The organism is Aeromonas sp. A35_P, assembly GCF_002259925.1.
GTDB lineage: Bacteria > Pseudomonadota > Gammaproteobacteria > Enterobacterales > Aeromonadaceae > Aeromonas > Aeromonas dhakensis.
In genome coordinates this window covers 1-15425 of sequence record NZ_NEVB01000187.1, presented here as the reverse complement: position 1 = coordinate 15425, position 15425 = coordinate 1, and the positions used below count along the sequence as shown (strand labels likewise).

At 61.9% G+C, this 15425-nt stretch carries 14 protein-coding genes and 1 pseudogene; 6 read left to right on the top strand and 9 right to left on the bottom strand.

From position 1 onward, the window contains the following. Window positions 1–26: 26 nt before the first annotated feature. Window positions 27–2459 carry an LPS assembly protein LptD gene (gene lptD, locus CAK78_RS11815; RefSeq protein WP_094697397.1) on the bottom strand — a complete coding sequence of 811 codons (2433 nt, stop codon included), beginning with the start codon at window positions 2457–2459 and terminating at the stop codon, window positions 27–29. A gap of 174 nt (window positions 2460–2633) precedes the next feature. Here lptD and CAK78_RS11810 point away from each other — a divergent pair, with 174 nt between their 5' ends. The 3 genes from CAK78_RS11810 to djlA are packed head-to-tail and all read left to right on the top strand — an operon-like array spanning window position 2634 to window position 5159. Further along, window positions 2634–3644 (top strand): aminoglycoside phosphotransferase family protein, encoded by a 1011-nt coding sequence (locus CAK78_RS11810; RefSeq protein ID WP_094697396.1) that lies wholly within the window; start codon window positions 2634–2636, stop codon window positions 3642–3644. Further along, complete coding sequence (gene murU, locus CAK78_RS11805) at window positions 3641–4309, top strand: N-acetylmuramate alpha-1-phosphate uridylyltransferase MurU (RefSeq protein ID WP_094697395.1); 669 nt, start codon at window positions 3641–3643, stop codon at window positions 4307–4309. The genes CAK78_RS11810 and murU overlap by 4 nt, the downstream gene beginning before the upstream one ends. Window positions 4310–4328: 19 nt before the next feature. Beyond that, window positions 4329–5159: a co-chaperone DjlA gene (djlA, locus tag CAK78_RS11800; RefSeq protein ID WP_043171013.1), complete on the top strand. Its 831-nt coding sequence runs from the start codon at window positions 4329–4331 to the stop codon at window positions 5157–5159. A gap of 76 nt (window positions 5160–5235) precedes the next feature. Here djlA and CAK78_RS11795 read toward each other — a convergent pair whose 3' ends face one another. From CAK78_RS11795 to ettA, 3 genes are all read right to left on the bottom strand, one after another. Next, window positions 5236–6579, bottom strand: coding sequence for an NCS2 family permease (locus CAK78_RS11795; protein WP_005304142.1), 1344 nt, complete (start codon window positions 6577–6579; stop codon window positions 5236–5238). 261 nt (window positions 6580–6840) lie between these two features. Then, window positions 6841–7176: a hypothetical protein gene (locus CAK78_RS11790; RefSeq protein ID WP_094697394.1), complete on the bottom strand. Its 336-nt coding sequence runs from the start codon at window positions 7174–7176 to the stop codon at window positions 6841–6843. Window positions 7177–7270: 94 nt separating this feature from the next. Further along, window positions 7271–8938, bottom strand: a complete 1668-nt coding sequence (gene ettA, locus CAK78_RS11785; RefSeq protein WP_054544200.1) for an energy-dependent translational throttle protein EttA — start codon at window positions 8936–8938, stop codon at window positions 7271–7273. A 241-nt stretch (window positions 8939–9179) separates the two neighbouring features. Here ettA and CAK78_RS23380 point away from each other — a divergent pair. Continuing rightward, a pseudogene (locus CAK78_RS23380) lies at window positions 9180–9323 on the top strand (Crp/Fnr family transcriptional regulator); the annotation flags it as partial. A 175-nt stretch (window positions 9324–9498) separates the two neighbouring features. On the opposite strand, the gene CAK78_RS11775 reads toward CAK78_RS23380, so the two are convergent. The 4 genes from CAK78_RS11775 to CAK78_RS11760 all read right to left on the bottom strand — a co-directional run bounded on the left by CAK78_RS11775 (window position 9499) and on the right by CAK78_RS11760 (window position 12702). Beyond that, complete coding sequence (locus CAK78_RS11775) at window positions 9499–10128, bottom strand: phosphorylase family protein (protein WP_094697393.1); 630 nt, start codon at window positions 10126–10128, stop codon at window positions 9499–9501. A gap of 107 nt (window positions 10129–10235) precedes the next feature. Next, window positions 10236–11090 (bottom strand): lytic transglycosylase domain-containing protein, encoded by an 855-nt coding sequence (locus CAK78_RS11770; RefSeq protein WP_094697392.1) that lies wholly within the window; start codon window positions 11088–11090, stop codon window positions 10236–10238. A gap of 207 nt (window positions 11091–11297) precedes the next feature. Then, window positions 11298–11486 carry a hypothetical protein gene (locus tag CAK78_RS11765; RefSeq protein WP_094697391.1) on the bottom strand — a complete coding sequence of 63 codons (189 nt, stop codon included), beginning with the start codon at window positions 11484–11486 and terminating at the stop codon, window positions 11298–11300. Between the two features lie 202 nt (window positions 11487–11688). After that, window positions 11689–12702, bottom strand: a complete 1014-nt coding sequence (locus CAK78_RS11760) for an NAD-dependent epimerase (RefSeq protein ID WP_094697390.1) — start codon at window positions 12700–12702, stop codon at window positions 11689–11691. Between the two features lie 322 nt (window positions 12703–13024). Between CAK78_RS11760 and CAK78_RS11755 the strand changes: the two genes are divergently transcribed. After that, window positions 13025–13651: a YitT family protein gene (locus tag CAK78_RS11755; RefSeq protein WP_094697389.1), complete on the top strand. Its 627-nt coding sequence runs from the start codon at window positions 13025–13027 to the stop codon at window positions 13649–13651. A 74-nt stretch (window positions 13652–13725) separates the two neighbouring features. Here CAK78_RS11755 and tnpA read toward each other — a convergent pair whose 3' ends face one another. Beyond that, window positions 13726–14142 (bottom strand): IS200/IS605 family transposase, encoded by a 417-nt coding sequence (tnpA, locus tag CAK78_RS11750; protein ID WP_094697388.1) that lies wholly within the window; start codon window positions 14140–14142, stop codon window positions 13726–13728. Window positions 14143–14163: 21 nt separating this feature from the next. Here tnpA and CAK78_RS11745 point away from each other — a divergent pair, with 21 nt between their 5' ends. After that, complete coding sequence (locus CAK78_RS11745; protein WP_094697387.1) at window positions 14164–15408, top strand: RNA-guided endonuclease InsQ/TnpB family protein; 1245 nt, start codon at window positions 14164–14166, stop codon at window positions 15406–15408. Window positions 15409–15425 lie beyond the last annotated feature (17 nt).

Here is a 15425-nt window from a genome sequence, read left to right as displayed (position 1 = left end):
ATCTCTCAAGGCGTTTGCCAGACCGCTTATTGGTCTCGCAGGTTAAACGGACGAATGTAAGGCAGTGCTTCGGTATCCAGGGAGGTGCCCTTGGAGCCGGTACCCACGCTACCCAATCCTTTCATTTCAAACTGAATACCGAAACTGCGCTCGGCTGTGGACGTATTGTTCACGTTGTTGGGCGTATTGACCCACTCCAGGTTGAAGTTGATGCTCCAGCAGCAGGAGTCGTACTTCAGACCCACCTTGCGATCAGACTTCACGCTCTGATTCAGCTCCTGATAGTAACCCCCGTACAGGTGCCACTGATCGTTGAGCGGGGTGGTCAACAGCAGGCCGATCTGGTTGAGATCGGTGACCTCGTTATTGGTGTTTGGCACAAGGTTGGCATCGCGCACGAAACGGTGGTTCAGCTGACTGATCAGCTTCTCATGGCGATACTCGACGGCGCTGTTGGCGGAGCTGAAGCGGCTCTGGTCCATATCATATTGCGCGCCGGCATGGGCAAACCACTGCTCGTTGATCTTGGCATCCCCCTCGAAGGAGAGCGGCGAGCGGGTGTTGGTGGTCAGGGAGTCTCGAGGATAGAGCTTGACCCTGGGAGCAACAAAATCGAAAGCTTGGGCAACGGCCAGCCGAATTCGTTCATCGCCGGCCTCATCATATACCCGGCTGGTGACACCGACCGACAGGCGGTTGGAGTCGCTGATGCGATCCAGACCGGCGTAGCGGCGGTCGCTGAACAGGCTGTAGTAGTCCTGACGCATGGTGGTGGAGTCATAGACACCTATGTTGTCCTGGTTTTTGTAGGGCACATAGAGGTACTGGAACTCCGGCTCCAGGGTCTGGTTGGCATCGCCGCCGAACCAGTTCTGGTTGCGTTCGAAGGTCATGCCACCCTTGAGACGGAAGGAGGGCAGGGTGCGGGTGATGATCCCTTCGTCCAGTGTGACTCCGTTGCTGCCTTCAGGGGTAAAGCGGCTGACAAAGGTCTGGCTCATGTTGTCCGGTACTTCCTGATCGTAACGGGTGTACATCAGCTTGTACTGGCTGTCGAGGTAGTAGCCCGCCTCGTCAATGAGCGGCATGGTCAGGGTCGGGGCCGTGTAGACCCGGGTGCCGGTGTAGGCGCCGCCCTTGTTCTGCTCGATGGCCTGGGCATTGTTGTAGCCGAACTTGGTGATCTCGGTGTTCCAGGCCAGATCGTACCAGCTGCCTTGCTGGTAGTAGTTGTGGTTGATGCGCGGCATCAGTTCGTGGGGCTGCTGGGCGCTGGCCAGCAGGATCTGGTAGGTACGCACCTCGGTGTTGATGTTCCAGTTGGGCTGGAAGTAACCGGCCATCAGGGATTGTTGCAACTGGTTGTCGACCTGGGTACCCACCTTGGGAGAGAAGTCGTTGAAGTAGTTGTAATCCTGATCCCGCACCTTGGTGTAGTCCACCGAGACCCGCATGGCGTTGTCCATGAACATGGAGGTATGACGGGCATTCAACAGGTAGCGATGACCATCGGAGAGGTAATCGTTTAGGCTCGGGGTCTCGTCGTACTGCTTGTCGTTGGCCAGGTTCTCGAAATAGAGGCTGCCGACATGGGCCGGATCCGGCATGTAGCGGAACTGCACCTGCTCCATCAGGCCCCGTCTGTCCATGAAACGGGAGGTGATGGTGGCATCGTAGTTGGGGGCTATGTTCCAGTAGAACGGCTGGGTGATGTCCATGCCGTTCTTGGAGCTCTGGGTGTAACCCGGGTAGAGCAGACCCGTCTTGCGCTCATCCTTGATGGGGAAGTTGATGTACGGGAAGTAGAACACCGGATAGTCGTAGAGCCAGAGGCTGGCGCTCCAGGCTTCCCCGAACACCTCGGTCTGATCGATGTCGATGCTGCCCGCCTTCAGGGTCCACACTTCCTGACCCGGTGGGCAGGTGGTGTACTGGGCCCCTTCCAGGGTGATGTTCTGGTTGTTGTTGGTCATGGTGACCCGGTCGGCGGAGCCGCGCACAGGCGAGCCATGCACCTGATACTTGCCCTCTTCCAGCTCGGAGTTCTTGGTATCCAGGTTGGATTTCAGGGTCTTGTCGCTGGTGACCGTGATCTGGCCGTCGTTGTAATAGATGTTGCCGATGGCGATGACGTCCCGGCTCTTCTGATCGAGCTCGGCGTAGTCGGAATCGAACTTGCGCACGCCCTGGCGCACCTTGACGTCGCCCTGATAGACGGCGGTGCCGCCCTGCTTGGCTTCGAGGCGATCGGCATCCACCTCCACGGGCTGTGCATTGGCGTCAGTGCCGGGCGCCAGTTTTTCAATCTTGGGGACATAGTCATAGCAGAGCCCGTCCAGGATCCCGGTGGCGGGAGGCGGCGTCAGCGGCGCTGCCTGCACGATGGCAGGGGTCAGGGCAGGAACAAGGCTGATGGTCAGGGCGATGGGATAGGAGTATCCCAGTGTCCGTTTTGTCATGTGAAAGACTCGCGCAATCCGTGGTAGCTACGGCTGATTCAAGACATGCATTTTACGACAGGATTCATCGAGTTGACATTGCATGTCATTGCTTTATGTTAGCCGGCAATGATAAAGCATTATTGCGGCCAGGGCTAACAGCCAAGTGCTGCTTTCCAATTTGGTCCCCGACTTATGCACGATCGCGATTCCCTCTTGCTGCACTGGGCGCGCCGGATTTCCGGTGATGCCGGCCTGCAGTTGACCCTCATTTCCGGTGACGCCAGTTTTCGCCGCTACCACCGTGGCGGTGGCCTGATCTGGGTGGATTCCAACCCTAAAACCGAAAAGAATCATGAGTTTGTCCGCAATGCCTCGGCCCTGCACGCCGGCGGTCTGCTGGCCCCCGAGGTGCGGGCGGTGGACTACGAGCAGGGGCTGCTGGCGGTGACCGATCTGGGGGACACCCAGCTTATCGGCTGCCTGAACGCAGACAACGTGCTGGCATGGTACGGCAAGGCCATCGCGCTGCTGCCCCGTCTCGGCGCGGTTGAGCTGGACCTTGAACCTTTTGATGCTGCCTTCATGGCGCGGGAGAACAGCATCTTCCCCGAGTGGCTGCTGGGTCACCATCTGCAACTGACCCTGAGCGATGAAGAGCAGCAACTGCTGGCCGAGACCTTCGCCTGCCTCACCGAGAACAACCTGACCCAGCCGCAGGGGGTGATGCACCGGGATTTTCACAGCCGCAACCTGATGGTGTGTGGCGGCGAGACGCCGAATGAGAGCGAGCTGGCGGTCATCGACTTCCAGGACATGGTCATCGGGCCGCTCAGCTATGACCTGGTCTCGCTGCTGAAAGACTGCTACGTGCGCTGGCCGGACGCGGTGATCGAGCAGGGCATGCGACTCGGTTTTGACACCCTGCAGCAGGCCAATCTGCTGGATGGGCTCGATTACGCCGCGTTTCGTCGCGCCGCTGACCTCACCGGCATGCAGCGCCACCTCAAGGCGGCGGGCATCTTCACCCGGCTCTACCACCGCGACGGCAAGTCCGGCTACCTCAAGGATATTCCCCGCACCCTGGGCTACGTGGTGGATGTCTGCCGCAGCCATGGCGCCGCCTATCCGGTGCTGGCCCGCTTCGGCCAGTGGCTGGAGCAGGTGGTGCTGCCCGGGCTGGCCCGCAGCGGAGTGACGTCATGAAGGCGATGATCCTGGCCGCCGGGCGCGGCGAGCGGATGCGCCCGCTCACCGACAGCCTGCCCAAGCCGCTGCTGGCGGTGGGGGGCAAGCCGCTCATCGTGCACCATATCGAAAAACTCAAGGCAGCCGGCGTGACCGACTTGGTCATCAACCACGCCTGGCTTGGCCACAAGCTGGTGGAAGCGCTCGGTGATGGCCGTGCGTTCGGGGTCTCCATCCACTGGTCGGCCGAGCAGAGCGCGCTGGAGACCGCCGGCGGCATCGTACAGGCGTTGCCGCTGCTGGGCAGAGATCCTTTTCTGGTGATCAACGGCGATACCTGGCTCGACCTGGACTATCGCACTCTGGTGAGCCAGCCCCTTGGCGACCAGCTGGCCCACCTCTGGCTGGTGCCCAACCCACCGCAGCATCCGGCGGGGGATTTTGCGCTGCAGGCGGGCAAGGTGGTCGATACCCCGGCGCTGACCTTCAGCGGCGTCGGACTCTATGAGCCCACCGCCTTTGCCGGATTGGTGGCGGGGACACGCAAGCTGGCGCCCCTGCTGCGGGAGTGGATGGCGCAAGGCAGGGTGGGCGGCAGCCTGCTGGCCGGCGAGTGGCGCGACATAGGGACGGTCCAGCGGCTGCACGAGCTGGACGATCAGTTGCAAGGACGCACTCATTAATTTCACGAGGTCTTGAACCATGCGTATTTGGGGTAAGGTGCTTGGCGCCTTCTTCGGTTTTCTGCTCGGCAACATCTTCGGTGCCCTGCTTGGCCTCTGGATCGGCCACCGCTTCGATCGAGGCATGGGCTTGAATTTTCGCCGCGCCCCCACCCAGCAGCAACAGGCGGTCTTCTTCCACGCCACCTTCGCCGTCATGGGCCACATCGCCAAGGCGAGCGGCCAGGTGACCGAGCAGGAGATCCGGGTCGCCTCCAACCTGATGGACCGGATGCGGCTGGCAGGGGAGCAGCGGGCTCGCGCTCAGGAGTCGTTCCGCCAGGGCAAGGAGGCGGACTTCCCGCTGCGGGAGACCCTGACCGAGTTTCGTCAGGCCAGCCAGGGCCAGCGCGATATCCTGCGCTTCTTCCTCGAGGTACAGCTGCAGGCCGCCTTCGCCGATGGCAAGGTCGAGGCCAGCGAGCGTGCCATCCTGCACACCATCGCTGACGAGCTGGGCTTCAGCCGCATCGAGCTGGCTCGTATCCTGGCGATGGCCGAGGCGCAGATGAACTTCTTCAATCGGGCGCACGGTGGTCAGTATCAGAATGGCGGGCAGGGTGGCCAGCAGTATCGGCAGGAGGCCCCCTCCCGTGACAGGCTCAAGGATGCCTATCAGCTGCTGGGGGTGAGCGAGAGCGACAGCGATCAGGAGATCAAGCGCGCCTACCGCAAGGAGATGAGCAAGCATCACCCGGACAAGCTGGCCGCCAAGGGCTTGCCGCCCGAAATGATGGAGATGGCCAAGGAGAAGACCCAGGAGATCCAGCAGGCCTGGGAGTGGATCCGCGAGGCGCGCGGCATTCGCTGAGCCCCCCTTCATCAGCCATAAAAAATGCCCGTCGCTGACGGGCATTTTTGTTTGCGCAGTATTTGTGCGTCGTGGCTTAGTGGCTGTCGACCCAGACAAACTTGAGCACGAACAGCAGGGCCACCACCAGCACGCAGGGGTTGATCTCGCGCCAGCGGCCGGTGCCCGCCTTCATCACGCAGTAGGAGATGAAGCCCACGGCGATCCCCTCGGTGATGGAGAAGCTGAACGGCATCATGACGGCGGTCATGAAGGCCGGCACCGCTTCGGTCAGGTCTTCCCACTTCACCCGGGTCAGCTCGGAGCACATCAGCACGCCCACGTAGATGAGGGCGCCGGCGGCGGCATACGCCGGTACCATGGCGGCGACCGGAGAGAAGAAGATGGCCAACAGGAACAGCAGGCCGACCACGATGGCGGTCAGACCGGTACGGCCGCCGACGGCGACGCCTGAGCTGCTCTCGATGAAGGCGGTGACCGAGGAGGTGCCCATGAAGGCGCCGCCGACGGAGCTGGCGCTATCCACCAGCAGGGCCTGCTTCATGCGCGGGAAGTGCCCCTTGTCATCGGCCAGCTTGGCGCGGTTGGTGACGCCGATCAGAGTTCCTGACGAATCAAAGAGATTGACCAGCATAAAGGAGAAGATGATCCCGGCCAGGCTGATATCGAGCGACCCCATCAGATCCAGCTGGCCGAACACCGGCTCAATGCTGGGGGGCATGGAGACGAAGCCCTTGAAAGTGACATCGCCAAACAGCCAGCCCAGGGTGGTGGTCACCACAATGGCGATCAGCACGGCGGAGTGGACGCCGCGGGCCGAGAAGATGCAGATCAGGAAGAAGCCGAGCAGCCCCAGCAGGCAGGGCAGGGAAGTGAGGTTGCCCACCGTCACCATGGTCGCGGGGCTGGCCACCACGATACCGGCGTTGTGCAGGCCGAGCAGGGCGATCAAGAGGCCGATGCCGGCGGTGATGCCGACCCGCAGGGTGAGCGGAATGTTGGCGATGAGCCAGTAGCGCACCCGCAGCAGGGTGAGGATCAGCAGGCCCATGGCGCCCCAGAAGATGGTGCCCATGCCCACTTGCCAGGAGTAGCCCATGCCAGCCACCACCACGAAGGCGAAGAAGGCATTGAGACCCATGGCCGGTGCCAGCGCGATGGGCAGGTTGGCCAACAGGCCCATCAGGATGCTGCCGATGCCGGCGATGAGGCAGGTGGTGACGAACACGGCCTGGGTGTCCATGCCCGCCGCAGAGAGGATCTGCGGGTTGACGAAGACGATGTAGACCATGGTCAGGAAGGTGGTGATGCCGGCGATCACTTCGGTGCGGGCGTTGGTGCCATGGCCCTTCAGGGCAAACAGACGCTCAAGCAATCCTTGCCCGGCGGCCTGTGCGGGGGCCTGGTGTGGTTGATTCATGTTGGATTCCAATAGGTGACGTGAAATAAGCAGCAGGAGAGGGGCATCCTCCATGGGGGGAGTAACGCCCGGTTTCTGGTGGTTAAACAACCAGACTCGTCCTGATACCGTGACAGCGCGCACATTTTTACACAGGCGGCGCCGTTTACAAACCCCGGATCTGCGAGGCGGATCAATGAATAGAGCAAAAATTCAAACGTTTTCCAGACCGAAAATAAAAAAGGTTCTCGCTGGAGAACCTTTTGAGGGGCAGGGGGCGGGTCAGAGAGTCTTGAAGTAACGCTCCACCAGCTGGGCCAGCACGGAGTCGAGCTTGTCCTGCACTTCTCCCAGTTCCCGCCCCATGCGGCGCAGGAAGAGGCTGGCCTGCTCCTCGCTCAGCTTGCGGCCGTCGATGAAGAACTCCTGCTCCGGCAGCTGCTTGTCATAGCGGGGCAGCAGGGTCCAGTTCACCAGCTCCGGCTCCACGGCGGCAAAGATCCTGGCGGCGGCGGCACAGAAGGTCTCGATGTGCACCTTGCCGTCCGGCCCGAGGCAGCCCGGCTCGACCCGGATCTGGATGGTCAGTTTCTTCTCTGTGGTGGGCTGGGTCGTCATCTTGCTACATCCATGCATAAGGTATCCGTCTTGGATTGTAAGCCATCGGGCACAAGAAAGGGGAGCCTGGGCTCCCCTTGTCGCATTTGCCGGTTTACTTGGCGATGCGCTTGTACTTGGCTCTGTGCGGCTGAACCGCCTCGGCGCCGTAGGTCTTCTTCTTCCACTCTTCGTATTCGGTGAAGTTGCCTTCGAAGAATTCGATCTTGCCCTCGTCCTGATAGTCCAGGATGTGGGTGGCGATGCGGTCGAGGAACCAGCGGTCGTGGGAGATGACCATGGCACAACCCGGGAACTCCAGCAGGGCGTTCTCGAGGGCGCGCAGGGTTTCGATGTCCAGGTCGTTGGTCGGTTCATCCAGCAGCAGCACGTTGCCGCCGGTCTGCAGCAGCTTGGCCAGGTGCAGACGGCCGCGTTCACCGCCGGAGAGCTCGCCGACCCGCTTCTGCTGGTCGGAACCCTTGAAGTTGAAACGGCCGATGTAGGCGCGGCTCGGGAACTCGTAGTTGCCGATGCGCAGGATGTCCTGGCCGTCGGCGACCTCTTCGAATACCGTCTTCTTGTCATCCATGCTGTCGCGGAACTGATCGACAGAGGCCAGCACCACGGTCTCACCCAGGGTGATGGCGCCGGAATCCGGCTGCTCCTGACCCGACATCATGCGGAACAAGGTCGATTTACCGGCACCGTTCGGACCTATGATACCGACGATGGCCCCCTTCGGAATGGCAAACGACAGATCGTCGATCAGCACCCGGTCACCGTAGGATTTGCGTAGGTTGGCCACTTCCACCACCTTGTCGCCGAGGCGCGGTCCGGGCGGAATGAACAGCTCGTTGGTCTCGTTGCGCTTCTGGTAGTCGTTGGTGTTGAGCTCTTCGAAGCGAGCCATACGAGCCTTTGACTTGGCCTGACGGCCTTTCGGGTTCTGACGAACCCACTCCAGCTCTTTCTCGATGGACTTGCGACGAGCCGCTTCCGTGCTGGCTTCCTGTGCCAGACGGGCATCCTTCTGCTCCAGCCAGGAGGAGTAGTTGCCTTCCCAAGGGATGCCTTCGCCGCGGTCCAGCTCCAGGATCCAGCCGGCCACGTTATCGAGGAAGTAACGGTCGTGGGTGATGGCCACGACGGTGCCCTCGTAGTCATGCAGGAAGCGCTCCAGCCAGGCCACGGATTCCGCATCCAGGTGGTTGGTCGGTTCGTCCAAGAGCAACATGTCCGGCTTTTCCAGCAGCAGACGGCACAGGGCCACGCGGCGGCGCTCACCACCGGAGAGGTGCTTGATCTTGGCATCCCAGGCCGGCAGGCGCAAGGCGTCGGCCGCGCGCTCCAGCTGGTTTTCCATGTTGTGGCCACCCTGGGCCTGGATGATGGCTTCTAGCTCGCCCTGTTCGCGGGCCAGCTTGTCAAAATCCGCATCCGGGTCGGCGTAGGCCGCATAGACCTCGTCTAGCCGGGCCATGGCGCGTTTTACCTCGCCGACCGCCTCTTCGACCGCTTCGCGCACGGTCTGCTCCGGATCCAGCTTGGGCTCCTGCGGCAGGTAGCCGATCTTGATGCCGGGTTGCGGACGCGCTTCCCCTTCGATCTCGGTATCGATGCCTGCCATGATGCGCAGCAGGGTCGATTTACCGGCGCCGTTCAGACCCAGCACGCCGATCTTGGCGCCCGGGAAGAAGGAGAGGGAGATGTTCTTGAGAATATGACGCTTGGGCGGCACTACCTTGCCGACCCTGTTCATGGTGTAAATAAATTGAGCCATTGGCTAATTCTCTTCCTTTTCAGCAGGTTAATGTCTTGGCACTAACAGACTGAGGTCGTGGTGGGGCCAGGTCGGCGGGTCGCCAACCGGGTTCCAAAAAACCCGTCGATTGTAAACCAATGGGCGAGGGGGGGCAAAGGTGGCACTCGGTCGGCCATCCCCTTGGCCGGGGCCATCACGCCCTGCTGCAACGGGCCGCCAAACTTGGCATGATGAAGGCCCAGTTTGCCCCGGAGTTTGCATGACCAGCCAGCCCTCTGCCCCACCTCTGGCAGCCACCCTCGCCGCCATGGGGCTGGATCCCGCCATCGGTGAGCCGCTTGCCGGCCACCTGCCCCGTTTGACCTTGCAGCCGGGTCAGCCGTTGTTGGCCTTGGGGGCGCTGGATACTGCAGGAAGGGCTGTTTCTGGTCAGCAATCTGGTGGGCTATTACCGCCACTATGGGTGCAAGGTGTTGCCTGCTGGCTGAGGTCGGTCTGCAGAGAAAAAAGCGGGTAATGCCGCAGCATGGGTGTCGTAGGGTAAAGAGGCCGCCACAGTGGCGGCCTCTTTGGTGCTATCAGGCTTTGTTGAAGCTGCTGATGAGCGTCTTTGCGTAGTCGATGACGAACTGCTGGCAGTGGATGGCGGTTTGCGGATCGAACTCCTCGCCGTGCAGATCGGTGTTGGAGAGCACCCGGATCCCCACGAAGGGTACCTTGTAGGCCTCGGCCACCAGGGCGGCGGACGAGGTCTCCATCTCTTCCGCGGCGGTCTGGTAGGTCTGGTGCAGCCAGTTGATGCGGGCGACCTGGCGGTTCCACTCGTCGGCGGTGCCTATGATGCCGGGGATCACCCGACCGTGCCGATAACGGTCTGCCATGCCGAGGGCGCGACCGACCAGCTCGGGATCGCCGGCAAAGGCGGTGTGTTCTACCAGCTTGCCGTTGTCGCGCAGGCGCATGGTGACCTCGAAGTTGTGCCATTTGCTCGGATCGACCCCCTGCTCGGCGGGGGTCAGATCACTGCGATAGGCCCCCATGTTGAAGCTCTTGGTGCCGATGACGATGTCACCCCGGTGCAGTGCCGGATCGTGGCCGCCCGCCGTGCCCTGGTTGATGACGAGGCGCGGCTGGAAGCGCTCCATGGCGGCGGAGGAGAAGAGCGCGAGCAGAACGAGCAGGCGCGAGCAGCGTGTGATGATGTTCATGGGATACCTGTAGGACTTGCGAGAAAGCGCCGCATCCTACCGAAAGGAAAACGGTTGCGCAAATCAGATGTGATTCGTATCAATAGCGCTGCGGTCGGGAAAATGGTTCAGGGTTGCTTGTGGCCGGCGAAGTAGAGAACCCGCCGCACATATTGCTGGGTCTCCTGATAGGGGGGGATGCCGCCATACTGATCCACCGACTTCTCGCCGGCGTTGTAGGCCGCCGACATCAGGGTCCAGTTGCCGTCGAAGTGGGTGTGCAGCCACTTGAGGTAGGCTACCCCACCCTTGATGTTCTGCTCCGGGTCGAAGGGGCGGGTCACCCCGAAGCGCTGCTGGGTCTCGGGAATGAGCTGCATCAGTCCCTGAGCATTCTTGGGGGAGACGGCGCGGCTGTCGAGGTTGGATTCGGCGATGGCGATGGCCAGTACCAGCCGTTCGTCGATGCGGTGGCGCTTGGCGGCGGTGCGCAGCATGTTGGCCAGCTTCTGCTTGGCGGGTGACTGGCGTGCCAGATAGGCCTCCAGATTGAAAGGGGTGGTGGGAATGACGGCGAAGTAGCCGCCGGATCCGCCGACGCCGCTGCCGCATTGATCCCCCATCACGGCGTTGCCGACCCGGCTGTTGTAGTAACGGATGGCCTGCTGGTTGCCAAGGCGGATCGCCATGGCCAGGTAGGCGTTGGCCATGCGGGGGTTGCGAACCGAGCCTGGGCCGGTGGCGAGCAGGCGGCCGATGCGAAAATACCCTTCCGGGTTACCCGTGGTGGCGGCGGCGCAGTAGAAGTGGATGGCCTGGGTCAGGTTGCCCTGACTCTGTGCCTGTTGACCTTGCTTCAGTGCGCTGAGCGCCTTGGGCGCCTGTCTGAAATCCCTGCTTTGCGCCGCTGCCTGCACGTTACCGGCCAGCAACAGCGATAAAAAAAGCAGCAAAAACAGCCTGTTTTCGCTGAGGCTCGACATGGATTCTCTCCTGTTGGGGTACAGAAGATATAGGGGAACATGGCCCGTTCTGCCATTAATCCAGTGGATCCTGTTGTTATGGATTCAGGTATCCAGATATCAAAACGGTATGGAACCAATGACCGATGCAGTCCTATCAGGGGCTGGCGGTGCATCCAGGTGGTCGGTGGCGATAAAGAGGTGGCTAAATCAGTTGTCCCTGGCCCCTCAGACGTCGAGGTGATAGGGCTGCTCGTCCGGCTCGGTGGCGGGCAGCTGGCGATACATCAGGCGAATTTCGCTCGCCACCCAGAGCGAGAGCAGGCTGAGCAGGCTCAGCAGCGGCATCAGGGTATGGCTCTGTTGCAGTCCGTAGGCAGACAGGGCGGCGCCCAGCAACAGCAGAATACGGATCATGAGGTGACTCCTTCTCATCATGGTGGGGGGCGGATGCGTGCCCGTGTGGCACCAAGTGCGGCCAGTATACCCCAGCCGGTGTCCGGCAAACCGCCATCCGCTTCACATCCCCATCCTAAGGGGGGATGTGAAGCGGCGCCATCCCATTAACTCATCAGGCAATTCTCAGCCGGCCGGGCCCGGTTGGGATAGCCACTCCCGCTCAGCGGGCGGGTTGGTAGTAGTCGAGATACCAGCGCACGAACGCGGCGACCCCTTCCTTGATGGAGGTGGCGGGGCGCAGGCCGGTGAGGGTGTAGAGGGGCTCGCTGTCGGCCCAGGTGGCGTGCATGTCGCCCGCCTGCATCGGCAGCATCCGCTTGATGGCCGGCTTGTCCAGCGCCTGTTCCAGCGCCTCGATGAAGTCGAGCAGTCGCACCGGCTGGCCATGACCGATGTTGAGGATGCGGTAAGGCGCGGCGCTCTCGGCAGGGCTCTGCTCGCCGGCGTGCCAGTGAGGATTGGGGCGGGGCGGCAGCTCGGCGACGGCGAGGATCCCCTCGACGATGTCGTCGATGAAGGTGAAGTCGCGGCTGAGATCGCCTTGGTTGTAGACGTCGATGGGCTCGCCCGCCAGGATGGCGCGGGTGAACTTGGCGATGGCCATGTCGGGCCGGCCCCAGGGGCCGTAGACGGTGAAGAAGCGCAGCCCTGTGGTGGGCAGGCCGTAGAGCGCCGAGTAGGCGTGGGCCATCAGCTCGCCGCTCTTCTTGGTGGCGGCATAGAGGGAGACCGGGTGGTCCACCTGCTGATCGGCACTGAACGGCAGCTGCTCGCCCATGCCGTAGACCGAGCTGGAGGAGGCATAGATCAGATGCCGGATGCCGTGCTGGCGGCACCCCTCCAGCACCGTCAGCATGCCGGTGAGGTTGCTCTCGCTGTAGGCAAACGGGTTTTCCAGCGAATGGCGCACCCCCGCCTGGGCCCCCAGGTGGATCACCCGCTCGAACTGCCCCTCGGCAAACAGGGCGGCCATGCCGGCCCGGTCCGCCAGCTCGCCCTCTACGAAGCGAAAATGGGGGAAGGGGGTCAGCATCGCCAGACGAGCCTCTTTGAGGCTCACCTCGTAGTAGTCGTTGAGGTTGTCCAGCCCCACCACCTGATGACCCGCCTCGCACAGCCGTCTGGCTACGTGAAAACCGATAAAACCGGCGGCGCCGGTGACCAGATACTTCATGGCTGAGGTCCTGTGCAGATCATGGGGTTCCTGATGGTGATGCGAAAAGGGGGCTGCGCGCTTTTTAGCAGAGCCGGCGCGTCTGTGCCATGGCGAGCCGCCCTTTTCGTCTCGGCGGGGGCGGTTCAGGCGCGGCATGCTGCATCTTGGTGCAGCGGCTGTCAATGGAGAATGACAGGCCCCAAAACGGGGCATGGGCAGCAACTATTGTGATCATGGTCGCAAAAAATAGACTGAACCCCATAACGAAGCCCTGTGGACAGGGCTCGCGCCCGCCAGGTGGGCAACAGACACTCTTTTACTTCGCTATTGGATACCGGTTATGGACAACACCCCCGTCTCGGCGCACACCGTTCGCACTGCGCACCCCCTCTATGAAGACATCATCGCCCTGCTGACCGCAGCCGGCTTCGTCTCCCTCGGCATCTTTCTGTTTCATCAGGTGGGCCTGCTCACCGGCGGCACCGCCGGGCTGGCGCTGCTGCTGCAGCAGGTGACCGGGCTGAGCTTCGGCCTGCTGTTCTTCGGCATGAACCTGCCCTTCTATGCCCTGGCCTGGCTCAGGATGGGGCCGCGCTTCACCCTCAACACCTTCGTCTCGGTGGCGGCGGTCTCCTTCATGACGGATCACCTCAACGCCGTGCTGCAAATCGGCAAGATTGAGCCGGTCTACGCGGCGCTCATCGGCGGTACCCTGATCGGCATGGGGCTGCTCATCATGTTTCGCCACAAATCGAGCCTGGGCGGCTTCAACATCCTGGCGCTGTTTATCCAGGATCGGTTCGGCATCCGTGCCGGCAAGCTGCAAATGGGGCTGGATTGCACCATCGTCATCGCCTCCTTCTTCGTGGTGCAGCCCTGGATCCTGGCGCTCTCCGTGGTGGCGGCCATCATCTGTAACCTGGTGTTGACACTCAACCACAAGCCGGGCCGCTATCAGATCGCTTGACCGAGTGCGCGGCAAGCCTCGGCCTTCAGGCCGGGGAAGGATAGCGCGGACGCCGTAGGCGTCCTTTGCGGCGGTCAGTGTGGCGTCTGCTGCTGCTCAATGTACTGGCGGATGATCTCGATAGGCGCACCGCCACAGCTTCCAGCGAAGTAGGACGGCGACCACAGCGCACCGCCCCACAGTTTCTTGCGGATGCTCGGGTAGTTCTTCTTGCGGATCATGCGGCTGGAGACGCCTTTCAGGCTGTTCACCAGCGCCGACACGGCGACTTTCGGCGGATAGTTCACCAGCAGGTGAACATGATCGTCCTCCCCGTCGAACTCCACCAGTTCCGCCTCGAAGTCCCGGCAGACGCCGGCGAAGATGCCAAAGAGGTCGTCGAGGATTTCCTTGGTGAATACCTCGCGGCGGTATTTGGTCACAAAGACCAAATGTACATGCATCAGGAAGACGCAATGCCTTCCGTGCCGAATATCGTTGTCGTTGTTCATAGACCAAACTATACTATCCGCATGCAACGCCTCCAAGCCTTCAAATACGAACTGATGCCGACTGGCGATCAGCAGCGCGACATGCGCCGCTTCGCCGGGTCGTGCCGGTTCGTGTTCAACAAGGCACTGGCGTTGCAGAAGGAACGCTACGAGCAAAGGGAGAAGAAGCTCGGCTATGCCGGGCTGTGCAAGCGGCTCACCGAATGGCGCAACGGCCCGGAGACGCCGTGGCTCAAGGATGCGCCGACGCATCCGCTGCAACAGGCGATCAAGGATCTGGAGCGGGCCTACACCAACTTCTTCGCCAAGCGGGCCGACTTCCCACGCTTCAAGAAGAAGGGGCAAGGCGACAGCTTCCGCTATCCCGATCCGAAGCAGATCAAGCTCGATCAGGCCAATAGCCGCATCTTCCTCCCGAAACTCGGCTGGCTGCGTTACCGCAATAGCCGCGATGTGTTGGGCGAGATCAAGCAGATCACGGTGTCCGCCGGCGGTGGCAAGTGGTTCATCAGCATCCAGACCGAGCGCGAGGTCGCGCAGCCGATACCCAACGGTGGCGCGGTCGGCATCGACATGGGCATCGCTCGCTTCGCCACGCTGAGCGACGGGAGTTACCTCGAACCCCTCAACAGTTTCAAACGGCAGGAAGCCCGCTTGCGCAAAGCGCAGCAGGCGATGAGCCGCAAAACCAAGTTCAGCAACAACTGGAAGAAGGCAAAAGCCCGCGTCCAGCGCATCCATTCCCGCATCGGCAATGCCCGCCGCGACTTCCTGCACAAGACCACGACCGCGATCAGCCAAAACCACGCGATGGTGTGTATCGAGGACTTGCAGGTAGGCAACATGTCCAGGTCGGCGGCAGGTACGGCCGATGCGCCGGGAAGAAAAGTTCGGGCCAAGTCTGGTCTGAACAAGTCCATCCTCGATCAGGGCTGGTTCGAGTTCCGGCGTCAGCTCGATTACAAGCTGGCGTGGAACGGCGGCTGGCTTGTCGCCGTCCCGCCGCAGAACACGAGCCGCACCTGTCCGTGCTGCGGCCATGTATCGGCGGACAACCGGCAGACGCAAGAGCGGTTTGCGTGCGTCGAATGTGGCTTCGAGGAAAACGCTGATCTGGTCGGCGCGATCAATGTTTTAAGGGCGGGACACGCCCGGTTCGCCTGTGAAGTGAGCGATGCAGTAAGGTCGCCAGCAGCAGGAACCCGCCGAAGCGACCCACCCCGGCTCGATGCCGGGGTGGGCGCCGTAGGAATCCCCCGACTTTAGGCGGGGGAGGATGTCAA